General features: G+C 52.5%; 20 protein-coding genes. 6 read left to right on the top strand and 14 right to left on the bottom strand.

Annotated features, from left to right (window positions below):
* Window positions 1–105: 105 nt before the first annotated feature.
* A complete protein-coding gene (locus IOQ59_RS11275) occupies window positions 106–1,887 on the top strand; it encodes an acyl-CoA dehydrogenase family protein (protein WP_193953394.1) in 1,782 nt (593 codons plus the stop codon).
* A 630-nt stretch (window positions 1,888–2,517) separates the two neighbouring features.
* On the opposite strand, the gene IOQ59_RS11270 is transcribed toward IOQ59_RS11275, so the two are convergent.
* The gene (locus IOQ59_RS11270; RefSeq protein ID WP_193953393.1) at window positions 2,518–2,979 is read right to left on the bottom strand and encodes an Lrp/AsnC family transcriptional regulator; all 462 of its coding nucleotides are present in this window, start codon (window positions 2,977–2,979) and stop codon (window positions 2,518–2,520) included.
* 156 nt (window positions 2,980–3,135) lie between these two features.
* Between IOQ59_RS11270 and IOQ59_RS11265 the strand changes: the two genes are divergently transcribed.
* Window positions 3,136–4,074, top strand: a complete 939-nt coding sequence (locus IOQ59_RS11265; RefSeq protein WP_193953392.1) for a DMT family transporter — start codon at window positions 3,136–3,138, stop codon at window positions 4,072–4,074.
* On the opposite strand, the gene IOQ59_RS11260 is transcribed toward IOQ59_RS11265, so the two are convergent.
* Window positions 4,071–4,814 carry a spermidine synthase gene (locus IOQ59_RS11260; RefSeq protein ID WP_193953391.1) on the bottom strand — a complete coding sequence of 248 codons (744 nt, stop codon included), beginning with the start codon at window positions 4,812–4,814 and terminating at the stop codon, window positions 4,071–4,073. The two genes, IOQ59_RS11265 and IOQ59_RS11260, sit on opposite strands and share 4 nt — an antisense overlap.
* Window positions 4,815–5,008: 194 nt before the next feature.
* On the opposite strand from IOQ59_RS11260, the gene IOQ59_RS11255 reads away from it, so the two are divergent.
* Window positions 5,009–7,078, top strand: coding sequence for a putative bifunctional diguanylate cyclase/phosphodiesterase (locus IOQ59_RS11255; protein WP_193953390.1), 2,070 nt, complete (start codon window positions 5,009–5,011; stop codon window positions 7,076–7,078).
* Window positions 7,079–7,202: 124 nt separating this feature from the next.
* Window positions 7,203–8,549, top strand: a complete 1,347-nt coding sequence (locus IOQ59_RS11250) for a GGDEF domain-containing protein (protein WP_193953389.1) — start codon at window positions 7,203–7,205, stop codon at window positions 8,547–8,549.
* A 308-nt stretch (window positions 8,550–8,857) separates the two neighbouring features.
* Here the strand turns inward: IOQ59_RS11250 and IOQ59_RS21625 are convergent, their stop codons facing one another.
* The 11 genes from IOQ59_RS21625 to IOQ59_RS11195 form a co-directional block, all read right to left on the bottom strand.
* The gene (locus IOQ59_RS21625) at window positions 8,858–10,762 is read right to left on the bottom strand and encodes an alpha/beta hydrolase family protein (protein ID WP_193953388.1); all 1,905 of its coding nucleotides are present in this window, start codon (window positions 10,760–10,762) and stop codon (window positions 8,858–8,860) included.
* Between the two features lie 104 nt (window positions 10,763–10,866).
* Window positions 10,867–12,027 carry a pyrroloquinoline quinone biosynthesis protein PqqE gene (gene pqqE, locus IOQ59_RS11240; RefSeq protein WP_193953387.1) on the bottom strand — a complete coding sequence of 387 codons (1,161 nt, stop codon included), beginning with the start codon at window positions 12,025–12,027 and terminating at the stop codon, window positions 10,867–10,869.
* A 605-nt stretch (window positions 12,028–12,632) separates the two neighbouring features.
* A complete protein-coding gene (gene pqqD, locus IOQ59_RS11235; protein ID WP_193953386.1) occupies window positions 12,633–12,902 on the bottom strand; it encodes a pyrroloquinoline quinone biosynthesis peptide chaperone PqqD in 270 nt (89 codons plus the stop codon).
* Window positions 12,899–13,669, bottom strand: coding sequence for a pyrroloquinoline-quinone synthase PqqC (pqqC, locus tag IOQ59_RS11230; RefSeq protein WP_193953385.1), 771 nt, complete (start codon window positions 13,667–13,669; stop codon window positions 12,899–12,901). Before pqqC ends, pqqD begins: the two co-directional genes overlap by 4 nt.
* Window positions 13,670–13,700: 31 nt before the next feature.
* On the bottom strand, window positions 13,701–14,621 hold the full coding sequence (pqqB, locus tag IOQ59_RS11225) for a pyrroloquinoline quinone biosynthesis protein PqqB (RefSeq protein ID WP_193953384.1): 921 nt from the start codon (window positions 14,619–14,621) through the stop codon (window positions 13,701–13,703).
* A gap of 161 nt (window positions 14,622–14,782) precedes the next feature.
* The gene (gene pqqA / locus IOQ59_RS11220) at window positions 14,783–14,854 is read right to left on the bottom strand and encodes a pyrroloquinoline quinone precursor peptide PqqA (RefSeq protein WP_003243383.1); all 72 of its coding nucleotides are present in this window, start codon (window positions 14,852–14,854) and stop codon (window positions 14,783–14,785) included.
* Between the two features lie 327 nt (window positions 14,855–15,181).
* Window positions 15,182–17,218: a flagellar filament capping protein FliD gene (gene fliD / locus IOQ59_RS11215; protein WP_193953383.1), complete on the bottom strand. Its 2,037-nt coding sequence runs from the start codon at window positions 17,216–17,218 to the stop codon at window positions 15,182–15,184.
* A 28-nt stretch (window positions 17,219–17,246) separates the two neighbouring features.
* On the bottom strand, window positions 17,247–18,467 hold the full coding sequence (flgL, locus tag IOQ59_RS11210) for a flagellar hook-associated protein FlgL (protein ID WP_193953382.1): 1,221 nt from the start codon (window positions 18,465–18,467) through the stop codon (window positions 17,247–17,249).
* Between the two features lie 14 nt (window positions 18,468–18,481).
* Window positions 18,482–20,482, bottom strand: coding sequence for a flagellar hook-associated protein FlgK (gene flgK / locus IOQ59_RS11205; RefSeq protein ID WP_193953381.1), 2,001 nt, complete (start codon window positions 20,480–20,482; stop codon window positions 18,482–18,484).
* A 30-nt stretch (window positions 20,483–20,512) separates the two neighbouring features.
* Window positions 20,513–22,483 carry a flagellar hook protein FlgE gene (locus tag IOQ59_RS11200; protein ID WP_193953380.1) on the bottom strand — a complete coding sequence of 657 codons (1,971 nt, stop codon included), beginning with the start codon at window positions 22,481–22,483 and terminating at the stop codon, window positions 20,513–20,515.
* A 12-nt stretch (window positions 22,484–22,495) separates the two neighbouring features.
* The gene (locus IOQ59_RS11195) at window positions 22,496–23,179 is read right to left on the bottom strand and encodes a flagellar hook capping FlgD N-terminal domain-containing protein (protein ID WP_193953379.1); all 684 of its coding nucleotides are present in this window, start codon (window positions 23,177–23,179) and stop codon (window positions 22,496–22,498) included.
* 331 nt (window positions 23,180–23,510) lie between these two features.
* Between IOQ59_RS11195 and IOQ59_RS11190 the strand changes: the two genes are divergently transcribed.
* Together IOQ59_RS11190 and IOQ59_RS11185 are read left to right on the top strand one after the other, a co-directional pair.
* Window positions 23,511–24,185 carry a response regulator transcription factor gene (locus IOQ59_RS11190; RefSeq protein WP_193953378.1) on the top strand — a complete coding sequence of 225 codons (675 nt, stop codon included), beginning with the start codon at window positions 23,511–23,513 and terminating at the stop codon, window positions 24,183–24,185.
* Between the two features lie 3 nt (window positions 24,186–24,188).
* A complete protein-coding gene (locus tag IOQ59_RS11185; RefSeq protein WP_193953377.1) occupies window positions 24,189–25,616 on the top strand; it encodes a sensor histidine kinase in 1,428 nt (475 codons plus the stop codon).
* Between the two features lie 13 nt (window positions 25,617–25,629).
* On the opposite strand, the gene IOQ59_RS11180 is transcribed toward IOQ59_RS11185, so the two are convergent.
* The gene (locus IOQ59_RS11180; RefSeq protein WP_228050849.1) at window positions 25,630–26,007 is read right to left on the bottom strand and encodes a group II truncated hemoglobin; all 378 of its coding nucleotides are present in this window, start codon (window positions 26,005–26,007) and stop codon (window positions 25,630–25,632) included.
* Window positions 26,008–26,031: the final 24 nt, after the last annotated feature.

Genomic DNA, 26,031 nt, shown 5'->3' with positions numbered 1-26,031 from the left:
TGACAGCGTCAACTTTGGTATGGCTACTCAAGCCGCTATCAACACCCACGGCAACAAAGGCACGAATACCGTAGTCACCCACGCTACAAGGAACGAGATACGTCTATGAGCACTTACACCGCCCCTTACGCGGATGCGAACTTTGTTATCAAAGAGCTGGTCAAGTTTGATCAGTACTGCAGCGATGCCGGTCTGGAAGAAGTTAACAGCGAACTGGCGTCAGTTATTATCGAAGAAGCGGGCAAACTGGCCGCCGATGTACTGGCGCCGCTGAACAGCACTGGCGACCAGAACGGTGCACGTCTGGAAGATAACAAGGTTCTGGAAACCAAAGGGTTTGCGGATGCCTATCAACAGTATGTCGACAACGGCTGGGCAACGCTGACCGGTCCTGAAGAGTTTGGTGGTCAGGCGCTGCCTAACGTTCTGGGTACCGCCGTCAACGAACTCTGGCACTCCGCCAATATGGGGTTTGCCCTCTGCCCGATGCTGAGTCAGGGTGCGGTTGAAGCCCTGATCGCCCACGGTAGCGATGAGCTGAAAGCGCAATACCTGCCCCAGCTGATCAGCGGTGAATGGACCGGTACCATGAACCTGACCGAACCGAATGCAGGCTCTGATCTGTCAGCGGTTGCCTCTAAAGCGATCCCGGACGGTGACAGCTACAAAATTACCGGCCAGAAGATCTTTATCACCTGGGGCGATCATCAAATGACCTCCAACGTGGTTCATCTGGTTTTAGCCCGCCTGCCCGACGCACCTGCCGGTGTCAAAGGGATCTCCCTGTTTATCGTGCCGAAGTTCAAACTGGACGCCAACGGCGCACCGGGTGAGCTGAACGATGCAGTTTGCGTGTCGCTGGAACACAAACTGGGTATCCACGGTAGTCCAACCTGCGTCATGAGCTTTGGTGACAACGGTGGTGCTGAAGGCTATCTGGTGGGTGAAGCCAACAAAGGCCTGATGTACATGTTCACCATGATGAACCACGCTCGTCAATCAGTTGGCCTGCAGGGTTTGTCCATCTCTGAACGTGCCTATCAGCAGGCCGTTGAATATGCCAAAGAGCGTATTCAGGGCACCCGCAAAGACGGCAGCAAAATGCCGATCATCGAACACGCCGATGTACGCCGTATGCTGCTGGCGATGAAGTCCGGCACTGAAGCGATGCGTGCACTGGCGTACGTTGCCGCCTCTGATGTGGATAAAGCCCACAGCGATGATGCTGAAGAAACACAGCACTACAAACCGCGTGTAGATTTGCTGACCCCTATCGTGAAGGGCTGGATGACCGAATTCGCGCAGGAACTGACGTCACTGAACGTTCAGGTCCACGGCGGTATGGGTTTCATCGAAGAAACCGGCGCAGCACAGCACTACCGCGATGCCCGTATTCTGCCGATCTACGAAGGCACTACCGGCATTCAGGCGCTGGACTTCATTGGTCGTAAAATGCTGATGGACAAAGGCGCTGCGCTGGAAAGCCTGCAAACCGAGATGATGATCACCGTCAACGCTTTGTCTGCGGTTGATTCACCGGCTTTCGCCAAGATGAATCGCGAACTGCGCATGGCCGTTGAACGTTCTATGCAGGTACGCACCTGGTTGCTGGACAAGTCAGCCAGCAATCCTGATCTGGCCGGTAGCGTTTGCTTCGATTTCCTGATGATGCACGGCTTCCTGTGCGGTGGCTGGTTGCTGGCGAAAAGCGCACTGGCCGCTCACGAACAGCTGGGTAACGGCGAATACGCGGATGACTTCCTGCGTACTAAGCTGATTACCGCTGAGTTCTACATCGACAACTACCTGCCGCGGGCGAATCGCCACGCCGACACGGTAATGTCAGGTCTTTCCGGTGCCTGTGCAATAGACACCGAACAGTTCTGATCAGGATTTTCTGATCACATCCCCCGTCACTTGATTCGTGACAAGATGCCTTTTGCCCTCTTCGTGAGGGCTTTTTTTTGCCTGCAGTTTTGCTCTGGGCCAGTTACGGCAGACAAAACTTATCGCCCTTTGTCGGGCGAGGTAAGGGAGGGTATTGGCCCTCCCTTACCAATCCCTGCCACCCCCACTACTTGCCGGACTGAGTCCGGTTCCCTGCGCGTTTCGAAATAAAACGAAGCGAATGAACTCGGCCTACGGCCTCAAACAGAATTCGCTTTAACCGTTTTAGTTCTGCAATGCTCGGCGGCGTAGAGGGGCATTTAGTCCGTGCCAATGTTATGTTTCGTGGTTCGAATTAAATTGCTTTCTACTGCAGCGGACATTCAGGTTTCTGAGGTATTTAATTCCCCTCTACGCAGCCGAGCACTGGAGCACGCAATCGAATTTAAGCGAGGACTGTTTGAGGCGTTCAGCCGAGTTCCGCAGCGTCGATTGAGTGTGAAGCGCACAGGGAATCCCGCAAAGCGGGACAAGTAGTGGGGCTGACGGGGATTGATAAGGGGAATTCAGCGACTCCCCTTATCTCGCCCTAATAGGGCGAAAAACAGTGGAAAAAGACCACCTGAATCCCTACAACTTCAACGGCAAAGGCGCCTCCGTCTTCACCGCCTGCAACGCAAAATTACTCTCAATTTCTCTAACCATATTCAACCGCTGCATCTGCTTCACTAAGCGGTCATAATCGATCAGATCCTCCGCCACAACTTCCAGCAAATAATCAGCCGACCCGGACACCGTATGAGCATTCACCACGGCATCCATCTCGCGTACCGCATCCTCAAAACCGGTCACCGATTCTGCGCTGTGATCATGCAGTTTCACCTGCACAAAGACCGTCATACCCAACCCGACCACCTGACGATTGAGCTGTGGCCGGTAGCCCTGAATCACACCTTCCGTTTCCAACCGGCGCAAACGCCGCAGACAGGGTGATGGAGAGAGGGCCACCCGTTCAGCAATCTCTGCGTTACTCAATCGTCCGTCCTGTTGCAGAATCTTCAGAATTTTAAGATCGATCTCATCTACTTTCATACGCCACACTCAAACAAAAGCATTAAATGCCAAAAGAAAACTCATTAACGCAACTATCAACCAAAAATAGAAACACATACAACCCAAATAACAACTTTCGACTTTCTCTTTTCTCGGATAATAGCCGCCAATACAACACGAACAGGACGTCATCCGATGAACCAGTACCGAGGCGAACCCGCCGTTAACCTGAAAGGCCTTGCGGCCATGCTGATCACCCTGCTGATCTGGGTGGGTTTCCTGCTTTCGCTGCGGGCAGAAAATCACTCCCCGCTCACGTCCAGCGATCTGGGATTGATGCGATTTGGCTTACCAGCAATCGTGTTTCTACCTTGGTTACTCAAGAGCTGGCACAAAGTACGCCGGATGCCGTGGCGTCACAGCGTGATGATCCTGTTGGGCGGGTTGCCATTCTTCTATCTGGTATCACTCGGCACCGCATACGCACCTGCTGCCCACGCCGGAGCATTAGTACCGGGTAGCGCACCGCTGTTTGTGACAGGTTTGGCCGTGCTGGTGTTTGGTGAACCACTGCCTCGTCGACGTCTGCTCGGGCTGGCTACAATTCTGTTGGGGATCCTGCTATTACTGGGCAGTGCGCTGATCAATTTTGAACAGGGTTATTGGCGCGGTCATCTGGCGTTTCTGGGAGCCACACTATTGTGGGCACTCTATACGCTGGGACTCAGGGTTGCAGGTATCAACCCGCTGGAAGCAACGGCACTGCTCTGTACCAGTGCGACTGCGGTACTGGGCATCATGTTAGGCATGGGTTGGGTGGAATCAAATATCAGCCAGACCACGTGGACTGAACTGTGGCCGTTTTTGCTGACTCAGGGTATTGGCGCCGGAATTGTGGGTGGGGTGACATACGGTATTGCGATCAATAATCTGGGAGCTGAAAAAACAGCCGCGTTGGGTTCCTTCACCCCGGCTCTGGCGGCCATGGCAGCGATTCCACTCCTCGGCGAACATTTGACACTGAGTACCCTAGGGGGTGTATTGATCATTATGGCGGGAGTACTGCTTGCCAGCGGTATCAAGTTCAAGCGGCACCAACAAGCAGATACAAAAACACAGAATACTCTGACCTAAACGTGCTCTTTCAAGCGACCGAGGTGAGCGCTGAGGGAAAAGCCCAGCTTTTGACTCAGCTCCCGCGCGTCGCTTTTTAACTGTTTGGCCGTGCGGTTACTCGCGCGCTTTCCTGCAAAAACAATCCAATTTCCGCTTTGTGTTGCACAACTGCGTACATCGTCGAAGATTTCGATCAGGGTCTGCAGGGAGTCATCGCCCTGATGCTCTCGCCAACAATTCAATACCAGCCAGCCGTCCTGTTTCAGGCGATCATGACAGTTCATCAAAAAACTGGGATCAAGCTGTTGCTCATCCAGCCCATCCGCACCATAAATATCGCTGAACAGGATGTCGGCTTTTTTGCTCTCTACGGTTTGTAAATATTCGTTGGCATCCATCGTATGGACCTCCAGACGTTTTCCCCGCGGCAGCTGAAAATATTTATAGGCGGCTTTCACCACCTCCGGTCTCAGCTCAACAACCTGCTGTTTCAGTGACGGATAGTGTCCGTGCAGACAACTGTTTAAACTCCCCGCCCCCAACCCCAGACTGATGCTCTGCTTGGGATCTTTAAACAACAGCACCAGCAACATCGCCCGCACATACTCATGCTGGGGTGTCAGCGGCTCATGTTTCAGCCAGCAACTCTGTTCATCGTTATCACCAAATGCCAGGTACCGTTTATGGCCATCTTCCACGACCGATACCACGCCATACTCGTCATAGCCGCGATAAATCTCTTTTCCCGGAAGTGCCATTTGATCTCCATTGCATACCGCTATTTTGGGAAGGCCGCTAAACTAGTCGTTTTACCTGTGGATGTCACAAACTCTTTCATAAAATATGAGATCGAATATTCATTAATCACCTGAAACCTCACGCCAAATAATGTAACATTCCGTTTGAATTACCTACCCGAAACACCATTATTCAGGGACAGAAGGTCAAACACATGTTCGAACTGGATCAACCAGTAGTAGACACCAGAGCGGATATAAATGCGGCGGTCAAGCAGGTGTTTGATGCGACCCCGGTCGCGATGATTCTGTCCCGACCCGATGGCAGCTTCGAATACGTCAACCCGGCGATGAAACAGATGCTGGGGTACGACAACGATATCTACGACGCGGACGTGGTTATCTCCCATCCAGACGATCTGCCGGTAAACCGGCAGATACGGGATCGCTTGCACCGCAGTCCCTTTTTACCGGTGACCGTAGAAAAACGCTATCTGCATAAAGACGGTCGGGTCATCCCCGGCTTACTAACGATGGTGGCAGAGCCTGATGCCCGGGGTGGCATAAAACGTTTCATCGCCCAGGTTGTCGACCTGACGGAAAGACGCCAGGCAGAAGAGTCACTCTGGTTTCTAACCACCCTGCTCAATCACTCCAACGATGCCGTTGTCGTTATTGATCCGGACAGTGGGCAGGTCCTCGACTGCAATGAGCCCGCGCACAAGCGGCTCAATTACAGCAAAGCTGAAATGCTCCAGCTGAAAGTATTTGATATCAACAAGACAATACCGACTGGCGCTGACTGGGTTGAGTTCACTTCTCGCGTGAAACAGCAGGGCAATATTCTGCGGGAAGGGATTAATACCCGTAAAGACGGTACCTCTTTCCCGGTTGAAGGCAGTATCAGTTACATCACACAGGGTAACAACGCCTACCTATTTGCGGTTGTCCGGGATATCACTCACCGTGTTGAAAGCGAGGCGCTGATTCGCAAGCAAGCCAATTTCGATTCTTTGACCGACCTTCCCAACCGACGTTTTCTAAAAAACCGGTTGGAACACGAGATCCAGAATGCACATACGCGGGGCAGCCATCTGGCCATTCTGTATATGGATTTGGATCGCTTTAAGGAAGTGAACGACACATTGGGACACAGTAAGGGCGATATGTTGTTGCTGGAAGCAACACGCCGCCTGAAAAGCTGCATTCGTCCCAACGATACTCTGGCCCGGCTGGGTGGTGACGAATTTACCATTTTGCTCTCTGATCTGGAGGATTATCGCATTGCAGAGCAAACGGCGATCAATGTTCTCAATGCCTTTAAAGAACCCTTCCACCTTAATGAGGACTGCCTGTACGTTACCATGAGTATCGGCATCGCCTTTTATCCTGAGGATGGCACGACGGGTGAAACCCTATTTAAAGCGGCTGATCAGGCTATGTATGAAGCCAAAGCGCAGGGCCGAAATAACTATCAGCAGTTTACCCAGTCGATGCAGCTCAAAGCTTTACTGCATGCCCGCCTGGTGCGGGACCTGCGCCGCGCCATCAGCGAACAGCAGTTCTGCTTGTATTATCAACCTATTGTTGAGTTATCCACCGGTAAGCTGGTCAAAGCCGAGGCGTTGATTCGCTGGCAACATCCAACACGCGGCATGATCAATCCGGACCAATTTATCTCAGCGGCGGAAGAGACCGGCCTGATCTCTGAGATTGGCGACTGGGTATTCCGTCAGGCTGCATGGCAAACCGCAGAGTGGCGTAAAACATTAAGCCCGAACTTCCATGTCAGTATCAACTCCTCTCCAGTGCAATATCTGGATAAAACATCCCGAATGAGCCTCTGGCTGGATTATCTGCGTACATTAGAGCTACCGCAGGAAGCGGTATCGATTGAAGTGACCGAAGGCGTGCTGATGGACAAAATCAGTACCGCGCCGGAGAAACTCAGAGCATTGCACGATGCAGGCATCTCAATTTCACTCGACGATTTCGGTACCGGATACTCATCGCTGGCTTACCTGAAAAAGTACGCGATTGATTTTATTAAGATCGACCGCTCATTTGTACAAAACCTGACAACGGACTCCGATGACCTTGCTCTGTGTGAAGCCATCATTGTGATGGCCCACAAACTTCGTATGAAAGTCATCGCTGAGGGTATCGAAACGGCTGAACAGGAGCTGATCTTGCATGATGCCGGTTGCGACTATGGACAAGGTTATCTGTATTCAGAACCTGTCGCCGCCGAAGCGTTTGAGAAACTATTTCCCCCTAATCACTAAGGGCGATCATCGGTCCGGCCCTACCGTACATAATTTTGCTTGCTGGTCATGGATGTACTGCACTCCGAAGAACTTTATGAGCAGATAGTTCAGCGCTGAACATTAGCATTTGAGACGTTTCACAATGAAAAAATTGACCAAGTATTACTACGGTAACCTCTTCACTCCAGAAACCAACGCACTGCTGGCGATTATGCTACCGATTCTTACGCCTGCTATGCCTCACTACGTTCATACGTTTTACTCAGAATTGATGGATGACGAATCCACCGCGCGCTTCCTCAGCAACGAGCTAGTGGAACATCGTCTCACCACCGAATTAGCAAAATGGCTGGCACAAACTTTTGCGCCTAAAACAGCAGAAGAGATGGTCGAGTCCCTGCGTTTTCAGCAACGTATCGGTGAGGTGCATGCACGCGTAGAGATACCAATGTCACTGGTTAATTCCGCGATGACCATCATCAAAGAGGAGATGTTCAAAACGATGGTGTCATCCGATCTAACCGACCGGGAAAAGGTCAGATCGGTGGTCCTGATCAACCGAATTCTGGACGGTGCCGTCAGCCTGATCAATGACTCTTATCTGCGTGGCAAAGTACAAAATGAGCGCTCCACATTAGAGTATCGCGGCGCGTCATCAGCCCATGAGCTAGCGCTGGAGATCGAACGGGTCAAAACCAGTCTCTATAACTGGATGACACGAAAAATGGTGTGTTATTTCTCTGGCGAGGAGATCTTCACAAACTCGGTATACGCCAACGATTTTGGCCTGTGGATTAAACATAAATTTCCACTGATCTGCTCTAAGCCAGAACGTTATGAGAAAGTGATCAATTGCCTCGATCGGGCCGATATCTTGAGAGAACGGCTGAATGAGCGTAAAACCGGCGAGGAAGGTCGCAAAGAGATGAGCGACTTTACCGAAACCCTGAATGAAGTGATCTGGTTGCTCACGGACGAAGCCGATTCCAGCCTGGCCAAAGAATCAAAACAGGATGCGCTCACCCATCTACTGGAAAGACGCTTCCTCAATCCCATATTGCAACAAGAAACCAAGCTGGCGATTCAAAGCGGAAGCTCCTACGCCATTATCATGGCTGATATCGATAACTTTAAGCAGGTAAACGATCAATACGGTCATCAGGTTGGTGATCAGGTGCTCAGTACCGTCAGTAAAACGATCAAGGAAAAAATACGGCTGACCGATTACGCGTTCCGTTATGGCGGTGAAGAGGTGCTGATTCTGACACCTGAACTGGATCTTCAGGGGGCTGCCGACATGGCCGAACGTATTCGTCGTTCAGTCGAGCAGCAACATATCCAGCTGGGCAATGAACAAGGAATCAACATCACCGTTTCATTTGGTATTGCTGTCTTCCAGGGACATCCGGACTTTTTACACCTGATCAATGCGGCGGATGAGAAGCTTTACGAAGCAAAAAGTGCAGGCCGAAATTGCATCCGTTATTAAGACGCGGACAAACATGCAAAAAAAACCCGCTTGGGGAGCGGGCATAAATACGACGGTCAGAGCTCAGGAGATAACAGGTTCCGGCATCACTGCCATACGGGTCGGAACCTGTTCGGCACCTGCAAGTGATGCCGTTCCTGAATGGGTGTCCAAAACAACCGGCTGACCTGATATCAGCCATGAACATAGTGCTATTTTGCCCAATTCCCTCTGCCCTGAATCTTCTGCAATAGCACGAATTCAGATAATACTTTAGTTGCGCGCCCAAGGTTGGTGCGCGCACATTATGCCTGTTTATAATCCACGCTTTATAACCAACGCTGGTAAAACGCTAACTCCAGCTCCAGCACTTCCTGCTGCACTTCCGGGTCACGGAAGCCGTGATATTCGTCGGCATAACGGTGTACATCCACGGTCACACCGTTGACACGCAACGCCTGAGCCATCAGTTCGGTCTGTTCAGGGGGTACCACACGATCCAGTAAGCCCTGAAAGAAGATCACCGGACATTGGATCTGCGCAGCATTCGTTACGGGAGAGCGCGCCACATAGGTCTGATGATCAAGCGTCGGGTCCCCGATCAACCAGTCCAGATAGCGGGATTCAAACTTATGGGTGGATACACACAACGCCTGAAGATCAGACACGCCATAAAGACTCGCACCTGCCGCAAAACAGTCACTCGCTGCCAGTGCAGCCAACGCCGTGTACCCTCCGGCACTGCCGCCGCGGATAAAGACCTGTTGAGGATTCACCGCGTTTTGTGCCGTAAGATATGTCACCAGTGCCACAGCGTCTTCCACATCCACGATGCCCCACTGCTTACCCAGCTTCATACGATAATCACGACCGTATCCCGTACTGCCCCGGTAGTTCAGGTCTGCTACCGCAAAACCACGCTGCGTCCAGTACTGAACCTTGGGACTGAAGGTCGGGTACGCCGCTGACGTTGGACCGCCATGCAGAAACACGACCAGCGGCGGTAAAGCATCCGTTGTGGATTCTGCATCGTTGGCCGGTGGATAAAACAGTGCATGTGCGTCTTCTGACTGAACGGGAAACGTCAGATGTTGAGGCGCAGAGATATCCGCATCGGACAAGATCTTTCCACCGCCAGTGATCACCTCCACATCCGCATTCATCAGATCGATGGCGATCAACGCCGCATTGCAGGTCGTTGATGATGCCACGCAGAACAGGAACGTCCCTGACTGTGTGAGGCTGCGAAAACTACTGTATTCCGTTGCCAGAGACTGCAGTGATCCTTCACGATACTGCTGCAGATAACCCATTCCATCACGATGGGATAAGGCAACCCAACCACCCTCACAGAGATCATCCAGCAACAGGTAGCTGCATTGCCCCAACTGCCACGAAGCAGCAGCGTACTCCGCCTCCGACTGCGCCTCCAACGGATGCAATTCAGTACCAGATGATTGCCGGATGACCCTGCATATCTGCCACCAGTTGTTATGATCGCTAATCACATGCAAACGCCCCTGCTGATCAAACTGCGGCTGTGTCAAAGCATAGCCATCATTGATCAACACCTGAGGATCACTCAATGCCCCCTGCTCATCAAACGGGCTATATACCAACTGGGTTTCTGTCCAGGGTTGATGGGGATGATGCCAGCTGATCCATGCAATTTGGCCGCTGACAGGCGTATCACTCAGCGAAACCTGATCATAGAAATCGAATCCTTCATGCAGGACCGACACGTCGCCATTGCTCAGATCAACAGCGACCAGACGATTAACTACATCTACCGGGTTATCACCCGGCAGATGCTCTTCCTGCACGGCAATCAGACGATTACGGGGCTGATCCCAGACCGGTGCACCGTATCGACAACTGGGTGTATCCGTCAATTTTTGTAGGCTCAGATCATCCAGTGACTGCAGCCAGAGCTGCTGATCATCCCCATTGATAAACGCCAGTTGTTGCTCCATCAGGCACCAGCTCTGACCGCCATATTCATGCACGCGGCTGCGGATGGTTATATCCTCGGGCGTCAAATTACGGATCGCGCCATCCCGCCAACAGCAGATGGCCGTACGGCCATTATTTTCCGGCTGATATTCAACCCAGTACAGGCTGTGATTAGGTCCGGCAACAAGCTGGCCATATTCCTTCATACCGGCCAGCGCCTGTTCGGCGGTGAACGAAGAAGACCAGAAACCGGGTTGTACGGAGGATGTAGGAAGGGTCACCTGAGATACACTCTTATAAGCCGTTGATAGCTATGAGGGTAGCTCAGGTTTCAGTCATGCAGCTACTTCATTTAGAAGGTTTTTTCAGGATAGATAACCTGCTCTCATGAGCGGAAGAACACCTTTGAGTTCTTTTCGTTGCGAAACAGCATCTCCTCGTGCAGCAGTGGTTGCTCGGCGACGGCCCGAGCATCCGTAATCAGATGATGGTGTTCCGATTTACTGCACACCGGATCGGCGTTGGTGGCATCACCCGTCATCATGTACGCCTGACAGCGACAGCCGCCAAAGTCCTTCTCTTTATCATCACAGGAGCGACACGGCTCTTTCATCCAGTCATACCCCCGGTAATGGTTAAAGCCAAAGCTCTCATTCCAGATATGATCCAGCGTATGATCCCGCACATTCGGGAACTCTATTGGCAACATTTTGGCACTGTGACATGGCAATGCGGTGCCATCCGGCGTGACCGTCAGAAACACCTGCCCCCAACCGTTCATGCAGCCTTTTGGGCGCTCTTCGTAGTAATCCGGGGTTACAAAGATCAGCTTGATCGGGTTGCCTGCGGCTTCCAGCTTCTGGCGGTATTCGTTGGTGATACGCTCCGCGCGTTCCAATTGCGCACGGGTGGGCAACAGATTCTCGCGGTTCTCATACGCCCAACCGTAATACTGACAAGTGGCCAGCTCGACGTAATCCGCTTCCAGCTCAACGCAGAGTTCGATGATACGATCGATCTGATCAATATTGTGACGGTGGGTAACGAAGTTGAGCACCATCGGATACCCCTGCGCTTTCACTTCCCGTGCCATTTTCAGCTTCTGCTCGAAGGCTTTTTTCGAACCGGCGAGCATATTATTGACACTTTCATCGGCGGCCTGAAAGCTGACCTGAATATGATCCAGACCGGCTTCACGGAACTCACCCACTTTGCGTTCATTCAGGCCAACACCTGAGGTGATCAGGTTGCTGTAATAGCCCATCTGACGGGCCTCTTTAATCAGCGTAACCAGATCCTGACGTACCAGCGGTTCGCCACCGGAAAAGCCGAGTTGTACCGCCCCCAGTTTACGTCCCTCTTCAAACACCTTGATCCACTCAGCAGTGGTCAGTTCGGTCGTGCGGTTGGCAAAGTCGAGCGGGTTAGCGCAGTACGGGCACTGCAACGGACACTTGTAAGTCAGCTCTGCCAGCAACCATAGAGGTTGGCCGTGGGTCGGGACGGCATTGAGGGAGGGGGAACCGTTGCAGGATGAGGAGGACATGAGATACCTCTTTCTTGTTGTTATGTGGCAATTACAGCGCTGTTTTTGTTTTGGTTTCGCCCTTTTTGGGCGAGACAAGGGGAGTCGCTGAACTCCCCTTATCAATCCCCATCAGCCCTACAGTTTGGTTGGCTACGCCAACATCCCTGCGCGTTTCGATATAATACGAAGCAAATAAACTCGGCCTTTGGCCTCAAACAGAATTTGCTTTTAATCGTTTTATTTCTGCAATGCTCGGCTGCACTGAAGGGATTAGGCACCGTGCCAATCTGATAGTACAAAAAAACACCCTAATCCAAATTTCGCACGGATATTCAGCCCCTTCTACGCAGCCGAGCACTGGAGTACACAATCGAAAAGCGCGAGGACTGTCTGAGGCCTTAGGCCGAGTTCCGCAGCGCCGATTGTTTACGAAGCGCACAGGGCACCGGACGAAGTCCGGCAAGTATTAGGGGTCGTAGGGGATTGGTAAGGGGAAATCGATATTTCCCCTTACCTCGCCCAACCAGGGCGAAACCCAGAGCTAAAAGAACCTTTGTGCCATCCAGCTTGTCCCTAAAAACGATGTATTGCATCGAATCAAAGGGCCGGTTGGCTGCAAACGTCTACTCAGCAATCCAGCGCTGGTTCTGAGCTTCCAGCAAAAACTCCAGCACATCGCCGCCGATACCTTCGGCGTCAGGAAACTTGGTTTCTAACTCACCCACGATGGCCGAGACACTGCGTTTACCGTCCACCAGTGACAAAATCTCACCGGCCGGACCATTCAGCTGAATCATCCCTTCCGGATACAGCAGCACATAGCTGTTCTGTGCCTGCTCCCACTGGAAGCGGAACATGGTATTCAGCGTCGGAATCGTCTCCGTGGTGATCATCGGAACAGCCCTTTGTGGTAGACCTGTTCATCGGTCACCGTATGGTATGGCGGACGATCCAGTTCGTAGGCCATAGTCATGGCATCGAGCATGCTCCAGAGTACATCCAGCTTAAACTGCAGGATCTCCAGCATCCGGTCCTGTTCAGGACGGGTGGTGTAATGATCCAGTGTGATCTCCAGGCCATGTACCACATCGCGGCGCGCTTCGGTCAGGCGATTACGGAAATACTGGTACCCGTTCTCGTCGATCCACGGGTAATGATCCGGCCAAGCATCCAGGCGGGACTGATGGATCTGGGGTGCAAAAAGTTCGGTCAGCGAGGAGCTGGCAGCTTCTTCCCAGGTCGCCCGGCGGGCAAAGTTCACGTAGGCATCCACGGCGAAACGTACACCCGGCAATACATGTTCCTGCGAAATAATCTCTTCGCGGGTCAGGCCTACCGATTCGCCCAGACGCAACCAGGCTTCGATACCGCCTTCAGACTCCTCATACCCATCATGGTCAAGAATACGCTGCACCCACTGACGGCGGGTATCACGGTCCGGACAGTTCGCCATGATCGCCGCATCTTTCATCGGGATCATGATCTGGTAGTAGTAACGGTTCGCCACCCAGCCCTGAATCTGCTGTTTAGTGCAGCTGCCGTTGTACATCGCCACATGATACGGGTGGTGAATGTGGTAGAGATCGCCTTTGGCACGCAATGCCTGTTCGAACTCATCGCGGGACATCGGCAAGGTGTTGTCTGTGACCTGTGTGTTCATATGCACGCTCCTGTTATCGATCAGGTCCCGATTAGAGCTCGAGGCTCATGCCGTCGTAGGAGATCTCGATACCGTGGGCCAGTACTTCGGCGCGCTCGGCAGAGTCTTCATCGAGGATCGGGTTGGTGTTGTTGATATGAATGAGTACCTTGCGCGGTTTTTCCAGCGTATCCAGGTACTCGATCATGCCACCTTCGCCGGACTGCGGAAGGTGTCCCATCGCGACGCCAAGCTTGTCACCGACACCGGTCACAATCAGCTCGTCTTCCTGCCAGATAGTGCCATCGACCAGAACGCAGTCGGCGCTTTCCATCACAGGACGCAGATGGGGTTCAATCTGGCCGAGGCCAGGTGCATAGAACATCGTTTTACCGGTCCGGGTATCTTCGATTTTGATACCGATATTGTCACCCGGATGCGGATCATTGCGGTGCGGAGAGTATGGCGGCGCACTGCTCAGCAGCGGAATCGCCGTCAGTTTCAGCTCCGGTACCTGTGGGATAATAAATGTGTTATCGCCTTCGGCGATCGGAATACGGTTCCAGTTAATGCCACCGTTCCAGTGCTTGAGCATATTGAACGTCGGGAAACCGGAGGTCAGGTCCTGATGCACCATATCAGTACACCAGACATCGTGCGGACAACCTTCACGCAGCATCAGCAGACCGGTGGTATGGTCGATCTGGCTGTCCATAAAGACGATGGCGGAGATACCCGTATCACGGATCTGACGGGCCGGTTGCATCGGGCCAAAGCTTTCCAGCTGGGCACGGATATCCGGCGAAGTGTTAAACAAAATCCAGTGCTCGCCATCGGCGCTCACGGCAATAGAAGATTGAGTACGGGGCTGCGCATTGATGGTGCCCTCGCGTACGCCTTTGCAGTTACGACAGTTGCAGTTCCACTGAGGAAAACCGCCGCCTGCAGCTGAGCCTAATACTTGTATTTTCATTATTATTTTTTTGCTTTTGACCGTCAGATCCGCGTCATGCGGTACCTGTATGTTGCAGGCCCGGCTCCTGCCGGAGAGTAGAAGATGCCCCTTACGGGGATGCAAAAGCTACGAGCGAACGCAAACGCATCGCTGGAGACCCGCAGCTTTTGCTTCAGTGCTTAGCGGTTTGCAAAGTACATGGTAACTTCGAAGCCGATACGCAGATCTGTGTAAGCAGGTTTAGTCCACATTGCTCAATACCCTCTGATTGTTATTACTATGGAAGTGGTACCTGATTGATAATAGAAACGGGAGGGGGTAACCAGTATGGTACTTTGGAACTAAAAACCTCCTGAATTGGACCCGTACCAGCCCTTTTACACTATGAATAGAAACGTCTGCAGATTTGACACACCTCAGACACCACGGCACTTGCAGCTCAGACAACCCGCTATTTCGAGTTTCTAAAAGGGTACCTCACGCGGTATACCATCTCGCTCGATTCAGCCTACAAGTAGCAAGGTTTTACATGGGGGATATAGGTTAGATAAGCTGTATCACGGCGTCACCCAACATCACTACTCAGCGTTCAGCGATGCCAACAAACCGTCAATTTCAGAGGCGGAGGAACTCAAAGAGTTAAGGATTGCTTCCATCGCCAGATATTCGTTGAGTAGGCGTTCTTCGTACAGTGCCATCTTCCGGTCCAGCTCCTCCCGGTCCTCTGCAATGCCATCCAATTGCGTGTTGATATTATCTTCGCGATATTCAATCGGCCCGCTGTCATCAAGCTGATACTCGACCTGACGCACCAGCTGACCCGCTACACCCACCGAAAAATCCACCGTGGCGGAGGTTGCGCCAGGTGATATGTTGAAGACCAATCCATAGGCATCAGCGTTCACATCCGGCAACAGAATATCACCCGCGCCAAACCCCGCCTTGCCATTAATGGTGCCCCCAACATCCGTACCCGCATTTCCACCGCCATCGCTAATGCCCAATGTATTCAAGGCTGCACTGGTTGAGGAAAAAGAGACATTAGAGTTGCTTCCGTAGGTTTCAGAGTCAAAGCGGAAAGACTCACTGCCTTCGTCGTAACTCACCACCACCCGAACGTTAGCAGCAGAGAGACTATCATCTCCGTTGATCAGACTTTGCAGTTCAGACGCCAGCTCATCGCCTGACTCATAGTCGGTATCCGCCGGTAAATTGATCACCGACGAACTGACGCCATCAACCGTCACTTCAAAGCTAAAACTATCGTTACCCGTATCAAGCGAAAACGTGTCGCTGCTCGTCAGGTTGCTGTCCACACCCTCACCGGAAAAACCGCCCTTGCTGGGTTGCTGGGTGATCTCAATCTCATACTGGCCCGGCTGGGCACTGGCTGCGTAACTGCCCAGTCCTACCTCAACATCACTGCTACTGGAGGTCATCGTGGGGGCGAACAGGGCTTCGATCTGATCAAAATTATTACTCAGAGCATCCTGAAACAGCTCTTCATCAATCGATAAGGTGCCGTCCAGTTCCGTCTCAATACCAAGCTGGGCCAACGTGTTGAAATCATTGACTAATCCACTTACCTGCGCCGTGGTAGTCGCACGAATCTGGCTGACTGCAGTTTTAGCCGTCGCTTCGTTGGCCAGAGCTGCTTTTTCGCCGGTCTCCGGATCAATGCCGGTCAGATTTCCCGTGGTTTCATAGAACAGGTTGTAAGCTTCGACAAAATCCCGGATCGCCTGCTCAGCAATAGAGTCATCCTGATTGATCGAAAAGTTGATCATCTCCCCTTCGCTGGACTTATTCAGCTCAAAGGTCAGGCCGGTGATTACATCGTCCACCATATTGGTTTCGCGTGTCAGCTCCAGCCCATTCAGTACCAGTTCTGCGTCACTGGCACTTTGGGTTTGCTGCAAATTCTGGCTGCTGTCACTAAAGGCTAACGCTGACAGACCTGCAGAATCGGTATTACTCGGGCTATCACCTGCTTCCTCGACGCTGATCTCCATACTATTACGCAAACCACTCTCAGAGCTGAGCATCAATCGATAGCTGCCACCGTCATACACTATTGACGCCTGCCCCCCCTCCCCTGCGGCATTAATCGCATCACGTAAACCTTCCAGTGTGTTGTTACTCTCGTCGATCTTAATCTGCAGCGTATCGCTGTCACCATCATGGGTAAAACTGCTGCCATCTTCTGTCCATTCACCAAAACGGATGGTCATGGTTCCTTCACCCACCGGATCACTTTCCGTGGCATAGCTGCCGCTGGTTAATGTCTGGGAAGTGGCAATACTGACAACTTCGAGCTGATAACTACCGGTTGCAGCCCCGGAATCCAATTCGGTTGGCGTCAGTGCATCGGTATCAGAAAAGGACACGCTGCGGGCGTTGTAGGTATCGGCCGATGAGAGCGGTTCAATCACCGACTCAAACTCAGACAGGCTGCTCTTGAACGTGCCATAGGCCGAGATATCGGCTTCCAGTTCCTGTTGCTGGTTATCCAACCGCTGATCAGCTGGCGCACGTTCCGCTTCAACCAGACCGTTCACCAGCCCGGTGATATCGATACCGGAACCGGCGCCCAGACTATTCACGATAGTGCTCATTTAGGTACCTCCCGCTTACGGTGGTTTATCAGCGGATGTAATCAAACAGACTCATACCGGTGACCTGACCAAACACCACCTGTGAGGCCTCCAGCAAGATTTGCTCCAGTTGCAAGTCAGTAATGGCGGTGGTGAGGTCGGTATCTTCGATACTCGACAAGGTGGATTTCGTGATGAGTTGCAGCTCCTGATTGCTGTCCAGTTGCCGCTCCAGCGCACCGCTACGGGCTCCAATTGCCGTCTGGACCGACAACAGTTGTTCCTGTGCGCTATCAATATCAGACAGTGCCTGTGCCACGGCATCACTGACCCTCTGCTGATCGTCACTGCCCGTCACCGGTTGCTCCAGGGCATCAGCCAAATCCAGCGCTACATCCAGAATCGACTGCTGTGGGGTTTCACCACGCAAGGTTATATCCGCAGCTCCGGTTGGATTCAGGGTCAGACACAGGCCCTCATATTCGAGGGTGTCCGGGGGTGTAAACGCTACATTGCTCAGAGCGGGATCACCCAATGCATTGCCTGAACTATCATTCAGGCTGTAACTGAAATGACCTAACGCATCTTCAGCAATACTAAGATGAAGATCGCCCGCATCACTGAACATGGCATCTGCTGAAGTTTCGTCGGTTACGACAACGGCAAGGGCGTCGGTATCAACTCCCAGTAAACTCACATCCAGCGTGCCCGGCACCGCCATAAACACCTCTGAACCGGGGTCACCGGTGGTCACCAGAAAACTGGCTCCCGCCTGAATCTGCCGCTGTCCGTCATCGCCCTGATACGGATAGTGACCATTTCCATCCTGTACAAACGGCTGAGTATGCCCCTGCGAACCGGCAAAGATATATTCGCCACTGGCGGTCTGGGTGTTCATCAAACCGGCGACATACTCAGTCAGCCCCCGCAGTTCATTGGCGATAGACTCGCGATCATTATTGCTTAATGTACTGCTGCCCGCCTGAACCGTAAGTTCGCTCATTCTGTCCATGGCGATATTGATATCCGACAGCACCGCTTCTTCCAGATCCAGACTGTTCTGTGCGTAGCCGATGTTGCTTTCATACTTTTCCAGCTGCGCCAGTTCCTCGTTCAACGCGACCATCTGCGCAGCACCCACCGGATCATCCGCCGCCGATTGGATACGTTTACCGGTAGCGATCTGTTCATTCAGTTCGGCCAGTTTCAACTGCGATTGCTGCATGTTGTAAACCGATTGGGTGTACACCTGCTGAGTAGAAATACGCATAGGAAGGACTCCCCTTACACCGCGTCCAACAGAGTTTGAAACAATGTCTGGCTGGTTGAAATAAGCTGCGCAGACGCCTGATACGCCTGTTGGTACTGGACCAGTTTGGCCGCCTCCTCATCCAGATTGACACCACTAAGGCTGGCTTTCGCTTCTTCACTGGATTTCAGTACGCTGAGACTGGCCTGACTGTGCAATTGTGCACTCTGGGTATCCGTCCCTACCCGCTCAATCATTGAGGCGTAAGCCGATTGCCAACTGACACCGTGCATCTGAGATTCACTTTGCATGGCTGACAACGCCAGCACGTTACGATTATCCGAAACACCACCGTCGTTGTATGAGAAGGAGAAACGATCGCCCGGACTGGCCTGGCCGGTCAGACGGATGCTAAAGCCGTTCAGTTGAATCGCCTCTCCTGAACTGTAAACCTGATCGGTCAGAGGGGAACCGTTCAGCTCCAGCGGGACCGGATTACTGGGATCACTGACGTCATAGATGTTGTATGTCGGCGGTTCGCTGTTGCTAAACACCACATCAACAGGGGGAGACAGCGCATGGGGTGGCGAGGTAAAGGTTGTCGCCAACGGATCAGTCACCGTCACCGTGACACTTAATGTGCCGCTGTTATCCGCCGCCGGAGAGATCCGAACAGGCGACGCCAGTGCAAGCTTACTGCCATCTGTTAGTATCAGTTCCATTGCGGCGGCCGCATCATGGGCCGGATCGATGTTGAAGCTGTCCGAAAGCATAAAACGTGAACTGGCTTCCAGATGAATCTGCATGCCTTCTACCGCTACCACCAGCTCCCCGCTGTCCCAGTCGGCGTAATAGCTGCCATCGGTCAGATCCGCCACAGAAGCCACCTGTGACAAAGCACTAGATTTAATCTGCTGACCACTGCTCGCATCGGTGAGCGAAAAAGCCTCGCTGCCGGTAATATCCAGCGTGTATTCTGCGCCCGTCAGTGCATTGGCATCAGTGATCTCCACCCAGCTCCGGTTGAGACTGCCGTTGTTATCCAGCGACGCGTTTATCCGTCCGCTCATCAGCGCATGGCTGTTGATATCACTGAACAGTGCACTGCCCATTTCGCTGTTCAAATCCATACCCGCTAACTGCTGCTGATTCATGCTGTCAGCAAAGGTCAGTGCCATCAGATCTACTTCATTCTGTGCAGTGTTAAGCGATTCCCGATATTCCAGCAGCCCTCCGACTTTGCCGCCAATACTGCCGCCGTTCAGGTCGGACTGCTGACCGTTAAAGTTGATTTGCAAAGCCGTTTGGGTCGGGTTGCTGTCACTCATAGTGGTACTGATCGTCGCCGCGTGACTGCCCACCACCAGCGGCTGACCGTTATCCAGATAGAGGCTGTAACCGCTGCTTCCCTGCTCGACAACATTCAGATCCATCTGCTGTGCCAGCTCACCAATCATCTGATCGCGCTGATCCTGCAACTCAAAATCCGGTTTACCCAGCGCATCAGCCTGCTGAATGGCACTGTTGAGTGACGCAATACCCTCTGCCAATTGATTGACCTGCTCGGCGGACGACGACAGTTGGCTGTCGATCATCGCCTGCTGGTCCTGTAACTGACGATCCATATCATTGAATGAGTTCGCCAGTGACTCAAGTTCAGCCACCATTAGCTCACGGTTCGGCGCAGAGGTCGGATCATCCACCACGTTTTGCAAGGCGGAGAAATAGCGATCCATCGCTTTGGATAAGTTCGAACCATCCGCCGCCAACAGATTATCCAGTCCTGCCATCTTGCTGGCATAGCTGTCCGCCTGTGAATATACCGCTTGGTCTGACCAGACCTGCTGGGTCAGATACTCACTGGTGATCCGTTCTACACTGGTTGAACTACCACCAAACGCCGCTTGGGAACTAAAGTTCACCGACTGCTGGCTGTACCCCGGCGTATTTACATTGGCAATGTTCTGGCCAACAATGTTCAGTGCATAACTATTGGATGCCAGACTCTGACTACCAATATGCAGGAGATTCGACATAACCCGCCCTCCTCAGTTAATCAGACGTGATCAGATCTGCAGAATCGACTGCGTGACGGTATTCAGGGTTTCCAGCACCTTGGAGCTGGCCTGATAATTCCGCTGCGCTTCGATCAGGCGTACCAGTTCAGTCGACTGATCTACGTTGGACTGCTCCAGCGCACCCGATTGCAAGCTGCCGTTCAGACCCGTACCCGGTGGATTCAGCAGCGCCTGACCCGATGCAAAACTGGCGCTCCATTCGGTATCTCCTGCAGGGTTAAGCCCGTCCTGATTGGAGAAGGTCGCAATCGCCACCACCCCCAGCGTCTGGCTCTGATTGTTGGAAAAGCTGGCAACCATCTCACCGGTTTCAGAGAAGCTCACACCCACCAGATCCCCTTTGGTGTAGCCGTCCTGTGATGAAGAACGCAGACTAGATGCGGACGCAAACTGCGTTGTACCTGACAGATTCAGAGAGATCTCCGTCAGTGCGTTAGCCGGATCAGCGCCTTTGATGGTCAGTTCCGGAGCCGTACCTCCCGGCACTACATTGTCACCGTTGACGGAACTGAGCAGACCACTCGTTGGCGCGAAGGTCATGATGATTTTTCCCGGTTCAGTGGCACCGGAAGCATCTCCCACTTCACCCGGATCAACCTGTTTACCGATATCCAACAGCTCTTCACCGTCCAGATAGGCATACACGCTGTACACCCCGTCGAAGGAGTTATCGCCGGTTACAATCTGCTGATTGTTCATCACCGGTACACCGTTACTGGTGCCCGCGGATACAGACAGCGCATCGTCCTTCACGTTACCCGCCAGTGCGTCATAGGTGATTTTGATCTGGTAGTCACTGCCGTTATTGACCAGTTCAACCGATTCCACATTCGGGTTTTGATCCAGAATCTGCGCTTGTTGTGCAGTGACTGTTTCTGCAACTTGCTGTTCCGTCATACCCGCTGTCAGCTGCACATCCACACCACCAATACTCAACGTGGTGTCATCCACCAACACCCCGGTGGCATCGAATGCACCGTTGTTCAGGTCATAGGTGTGCACTTCATTCGCTGCCAGATTGGTAGACGAAATTCCGGAGAACTGACCACCCACCGCGGCAATACTGACACTGCCCACCTGAACGTTATCAACATCCGTTGCGGACGCTTTGAAGGTGATTTGAATATCTTCAGTGGTGCCATCTACACTGACACTGGCAATGCGAGGGTCACCTGCCATCAGCGCATCGATCTGAGCATCCCGCTCCGCCACAGTGCCATTAAACAGGTCATTCAGATCCACCGTCACGCCTGAAATTTCAGCCGAGTCACCTGCTGCAAAGCCTCCCGCATTGGTGGTCAGATCAAGCGTCTGCACTTCACGATGGGGCGGCTGCTCAACGTAGTTCACTTTGATGGTCTGGGCGTTACCCAGACTGTCGAAGGTAGGCACCGTGGCACTGTGCGTAAAGGTATCGGCGTTGTCTTTGTCGTAAGGTGTTACCAGCTTTGACGAGTCTTCGCGTGAATCAATATTCACCGCCAGTCCAATCGCTTCCGTGGCTTTGGGCGGGCTTTCGGTTTCTGATACTTTCAGATCATCAACCGGCAGCAGATTACCACTTGAATCCACCCCATAACCCTGCACATTTTTACCGTTACTGGAGACAATATTGCCGTCTGAATCCAGGCCAAAATTACCGGCACGGGTGTAGGTCACACCGCCCTGACCGTCATCCAGTACAAAATAGCCGGAGCCGTCGATGGCCAGATCCAGATTATTGTTAGTAAACTCGATGGTGCCGCCGCTAAAGTCCTGCTGGATATCCATCACCGTCACACCCGAGCCGGTCACATTGCTGGACCCGGCCCCGACGACAGCGGTGGTGTAGATATCACCAAACTGCACACTAGACGATTTGTAACCCACGGTGCTGGCATTCGCGATATTGTTGCCGATCACATCCAGACTGGTCGTGGCCGCTTTGATGCCGGTAATTGCTGTATTAAAACCTGCCATGATTCACGCTCCTCAGGCTGCGATCTGCTTGATGTCGCCCATTGATGTACCGCCCAATGCGGTGTTCACGGTCATACCGACGCCGTTCTGGCCCAGCGTGACGCTCTCTACCGGATGGGATACAAAGTTATCGAGTGTCTGGGTCTTACCATCGACCTGAGCCTGCGCCAGCAAGCGATACTCACCCGCGGGCAACTCGCTGGAATCAAAGCTGTATTCGTGATCCCCCGCAGCCTGCTGCCCCAGCTCAACAGTGCCGACCAATGTGTCGTTCTGGTCGAAGATCTGGACCCGTACGTCCGACGCACTGGCGGGTAACTCCAACACTCCATCGATGGAACCCTGTCCGGAACCAACCATTGCCTTATCGGATTCCACAAACACGTTCTGGCCCACCATGGACGAGGCCTGCAGCGCACTCTGACTGCTCAGCAAACTGCTCGACATATCACCGATAGCGGCTTCCATATTGGTCATCGATTCCACCATCGACATCTCGGTCACCTGCGACATGAACTGATTCGTGTCGGTCGGGCTGGTCGGACTTTGGTTCTTCAGCTGCGCAATCAGCAGCTCCATAAACATGTCGTTTTGCGTTTCAGTGCTGGATGCAGATGCCGTGCTGTTGGCTTTATTCGCCTGATTGATCTGATCAAACACCGAAGAGGCATTATTGACACCGGACAGGTCACTCATGACTGCGTCTCCCTCACGGAATTAACGGGCCCATCGACTCTGTGCCTGAGCCGGAAGGGATTCTTTAGATTGCTTGAGAGAATGACGCCCGACGTATTAAGGAGAGCTGGTGATTGAGTTAAGTTTTGTTAATGTTTCATCCGTTTCATGAACAAACCAGACACAAAAACAACACTTAACATACTGATTATAAAGAACTTATAATCACGCTTTCGATTTTTAGACATGAATTTTTTTGATCGGTCTGTACCTTGATGCAAGGCACACCTTATGACTTAATCGACCTACAGCACTCCACGGATGCGATGCCAAAAGCGATGTCAGAAACACTATGTCTCGAATACTGTTGATAGAAGATGACCGGGAAGTCTCCGGCTTTATCCGCAAAGGTCTGGAAGAGCAGGGCTACCAGCTGGAAAGCGCCGACAACGGCGAGGATGGTTTGTTTCTGGCAAGCACTGAATCATTCAGCGCGATCATTCTCGACCGCATGTTGCCAAAGGTTGATGGAATCAAAATTCTTAAGGCGTTACGCAGTCTGGGGAATAAAACACCTGTACTGCTACTCAGCGCAATGGCGACAGTGGATGATCGCGTCGATGGCCTGCAAGCCGGAGCCGATGATTATCTCACCAAACCCTTTTCCTTCCGCGAATTACAAGCGCGGGTCAGCGTACTACTGCGCCGCCCCTTGGTACTGGCCGAGGATCATATGATCCAGATGGATGACCTGAATGTGGATACGTTATCCCATAAGGTCAGCCGGCAAGGTGATCCGCTGGAGCTAAAACCCACGGAATACCGCATTCTGCTATTCCTGCTGCAACATCGCGGCGAAGTGATCAGCCGCACCCTGCTACTGGAACAGATCTGGGGTTACCACTTTGATCCACAAACGAATGTGGTCGATGTGCATATCAGCAAGCTGCGCAACAAGCTGGATAAACCCTACGATAAACAGCTGATCCATACAGTGCGTGGCTCCGGCTACAAGATCGAAGCCTGAGCCATGAAAATCCGCGTCTCCATCTCCCGTATCGGGATCATGTTCTCGATCTGGCTGCTGTTACTGGTCACCCTGCTAACAGCCCTGTCGGTGATCCGTAATCACAACACCCCGATGTCCGCCGACAGCTACTTCCTCACCAACTTTCTGAAAACCTCCCACAAGCAACTACAAGATCAGGCGCAAGCCGGCACGATGATCAAACAGTTTGAGGAGTGGCGACGCGGTGGCATCCTTCACTACCGCCTGAAAACCAATGTCCTGACCATCGGCGACATTGGAGAGCTGAGCTTTCTGGATGAAAAGGTCGGCCCGAATATCGAACTGGCCGAAGCGATGATCAAAAACGAACCGCGTATTTTGATGATTTCGCAGCTGGTTCTGCCCAACAAAAACACCCTGATCTACGGCTTTGACTATACCGACCACTACCATGCTGAAAAGATGGTGTTCTGGGTTCAGTTGACGCTCTTTATCACCCTGGGCAGCGGCGCGATTGGCGGTCTGATTGCCAGCGCTTATGTCTTACGTCGAATCCGCTCAATTAATGATCTATGTGAAGATGTGATTGATGGTGGCAATCTGGATCAGCGCATTCCGATCCGGGGTCAGGAAAAGGAGTTCGACAGCCTCGCCATGCACCTGAATCGCATGTTGTCGCAAATCTCCCATACCGTCACGGCCGTCAAAAGTGTCTCTGACAATATTGCCCATGACCTGCGCACGCCCCTCACCCGTGTGAGAAATCTGCTGGAAGATACGCGAGATCAGGTCCAGGAACCCGAGACACAAAGAGCATTGGATAAAGCAACGGACGAAGTGGATCACCTTCTGACGGTGTTTAACGCGGCGCTTAATATTGCCGCTTTGGAAGCGGGTAAACCTCACAGCAGCGAAGTATTTTATCTGGACGATATGCTCGGTTCCGTACTGGATATCTATGGGCCACTGGCCGAGGTCGAAGGACAAGAACTTAAGCTCTACGCCAAGCCGGTCAAGCTGAATGCCAATCCGAACCTGATCTTCCAGTGCGTCACTAACTTGCTGGAAAACGCGTTTAAGTACGCCCACTGCGGCCAGTTGATTGAGATCAGCGTCAGTGAAGAGAAAGATCACGCCCTGCTGCAGATTCGCGACTACGGACCCGGCCTGCCCGATGAGGAACTGGACCACATCACCCGCCGCTTCTACCGCAGTGAAAATGGTCACAACAAGTCAGGCACAGGCTTAGGTTTATCGCTGGTACAAGCGATCGTCACCGCACATCAGGGTATTCTGAGCATCGAAAATGCAAAACCCGGTTTACAAATTAGCGTCCGTTTACCGCTGGAAGGTGTCACCCGTAAAGTGCCCGTGAATCCGAACAGAAGACGTCGTGCAACGGATAAAAAGATCGTTGATACACAACAGAAGGAACCGAGTGGGCCTTAAGATAACCTAAGAATTAATCCCGGTTACACATCACATCGGCGAGATGAAACATCGGTTCCTTCAGCATCTCTTTCAGCTCGACTGAAGCCCCGATGTTATCCAGTGCACCATCCATACAGGCCAGCCACTGGTCCCGTTCAGCCGGACCAATGGCGTATTTGGAGTGTGGAGTGGAGAGGCAGATCGTACCGTACTTCTGCAGGTAGAGATTAGGTCCGCCCAGCCAACCGGACAGAAACATAAACAGCTTTTCTGATACGCCGCTCAGGTCTTCAGCGTGCATATCGCGAATGGTTTTAGCCTCCGCACTGCCCGACATCACCCGGTAAAGCTCTTGCGACAATTGACGCACGCCTGCTTCACCGCCTAACAACTTATAAGGTGTATTCATCAATTTCTTCTCTTCTTAAGCACA

It is taken from the genome of Pontibacterium sinense (assembly GCF_015209595.1).
Taxonomy (GTDB): domain Bacteria; phylum Pseudomonadota; class Gammaproteobacteria; order Pseudomonadales; family Balneatricaceae; genus Pontibacterium; species Pontibacterium sinense.
The sequence above is the reverse complement of the archived record's forward strand: the minus strand, read 5'-3'. Positions and strand labels throughout refer to the sequence as shown.

Excerpts from the sequence above, each read along its gene's own strand:
- IOQ59_RS11275 (WP_193953394.1), top strand. The coding sequence starts at position 106 with ATGAGCACTTACACCGCCCCTTACGCGGATGCGAACTTTGTTATCAAA.
- IOQ59_RS11270 (WP_193953393.1), bottom strand. The coding sequence starts at position 2,979 with ATGAAAGTAGATGAGATCGATCTTAAAATTCTGAAGATTCTGCAACAG.
- IOQ59_RS11265 (WP_193953392.1), top strand. The coding sequence starts at position 3,136 with ATGAACCAGTACCGAGGCGAACCCGCCGTTAACCTGAAAGGCCTTGCG.
- IOQ59_RS11260 (WP_193953391.1), bottom strand. The coding sequence starts at position 4,814 with ATGGCACTTCCGGGAAAAGAGATTTATCGCGGCTATGACGAGTATGGC.
- IOQ59_RS11255 (WP_193953390.1), top strand. The coding sequence starts at position 5,009 with ATGTTCGAACTGGATCAACCAGTAGTAGACACCAGAGCGGATATAAAT.
- IOQ59_RS11250 (WP_193953389.1), top strand. The coding sequence starts at position 7,203 with ATGAAAAAATTGACCAAGTATTACTACGGTAACCTCTTCACTCCAGAA.
- pqqE (WP_193953387.1), bottom strand. The coding sequence starts at position 12,027 with ATGTCCTCCTCATCCTGCAACGGTTCCCCCTCCCTCAATGCCGTCCCG.
- pqqD (WP_193953386.1), bottom strand. The coding sequence starts at position 12,902 with ATGATCACCACGGAGACGATTCCGACGCTGAATACCATGTTCCGCTTC.
- pqqC (WP_193953385.1), bottom strand. The coding sequence starts at position 13,669 with ATGAACACACAGGTCACAGACAACACCTTGCCGATGTCCCGCGATGAG.
- pqqB (WP_193953384.1), bottom strand. The coding sequence starts at position 14,621 with ATGAAAATACAAGTATTAGGCTCAGCTGCAGGCGGCGGTTTTCCTCAG.
- fliD (WP_193953383.1), bottom strand. The coding sequence starts at position 17,218 with ATGAGCACTATCGTGAATAGTCTGGGCGCCGGTTCCGGTATCGATATC.
- flgL (WP_193953382.1), bottom strand. The coding sequence starts at position 18,467 with ATGCGTATTTCTACTCAGCAGGTGTACACCCAATCGGTTTACAACATG.
- flgK (WP_193953381.1), bottom strand. The coding sequence starts at position 20,482 with ATGTCGAATCTCCTGCATATTGGTAGTCAGAGTCTGGCATCCAATAGT.
- IOQ59_RS11200 (WP_193953380.1), bottom strand. The coding sequence starts at position 22,483 with ATGGCAGGTTTTAATACAGCAATTACCGGCATCAAAGCGGCCACGACC.
- IOQ59_RS11195 (WP_193953379.1), bottom strand. The coding sequence starts at position 23,179 with ATGAGTGACCTGTCCGGTGTCAATAATGCCTCTTCGGTGTTTGATCAG.
- IOQ59_RS11190 (WP_193953378.1), top strand. The coding sequence starts at position 23,511 with ATGTCTCGAATACTGTTGATAGAAGATGACCGGGAAGTCTCCGGCTTT.
- IOQ59_RS11185 (WP_193953377.1), top strand. The coding sequence starts at position 24,189 with ATGAAAATCCGCGTCTCCATCTCCCGTATCGGGATCATGTTCTCGATC.
- IOQ59_RS11180 (WP_228050849.1), bottom strand. The coding sequence starts at position 26,007 with ATGAATACACCTTATAAGTTGTTAGGCGGTGAAGCAGGCGTGCGTCAA.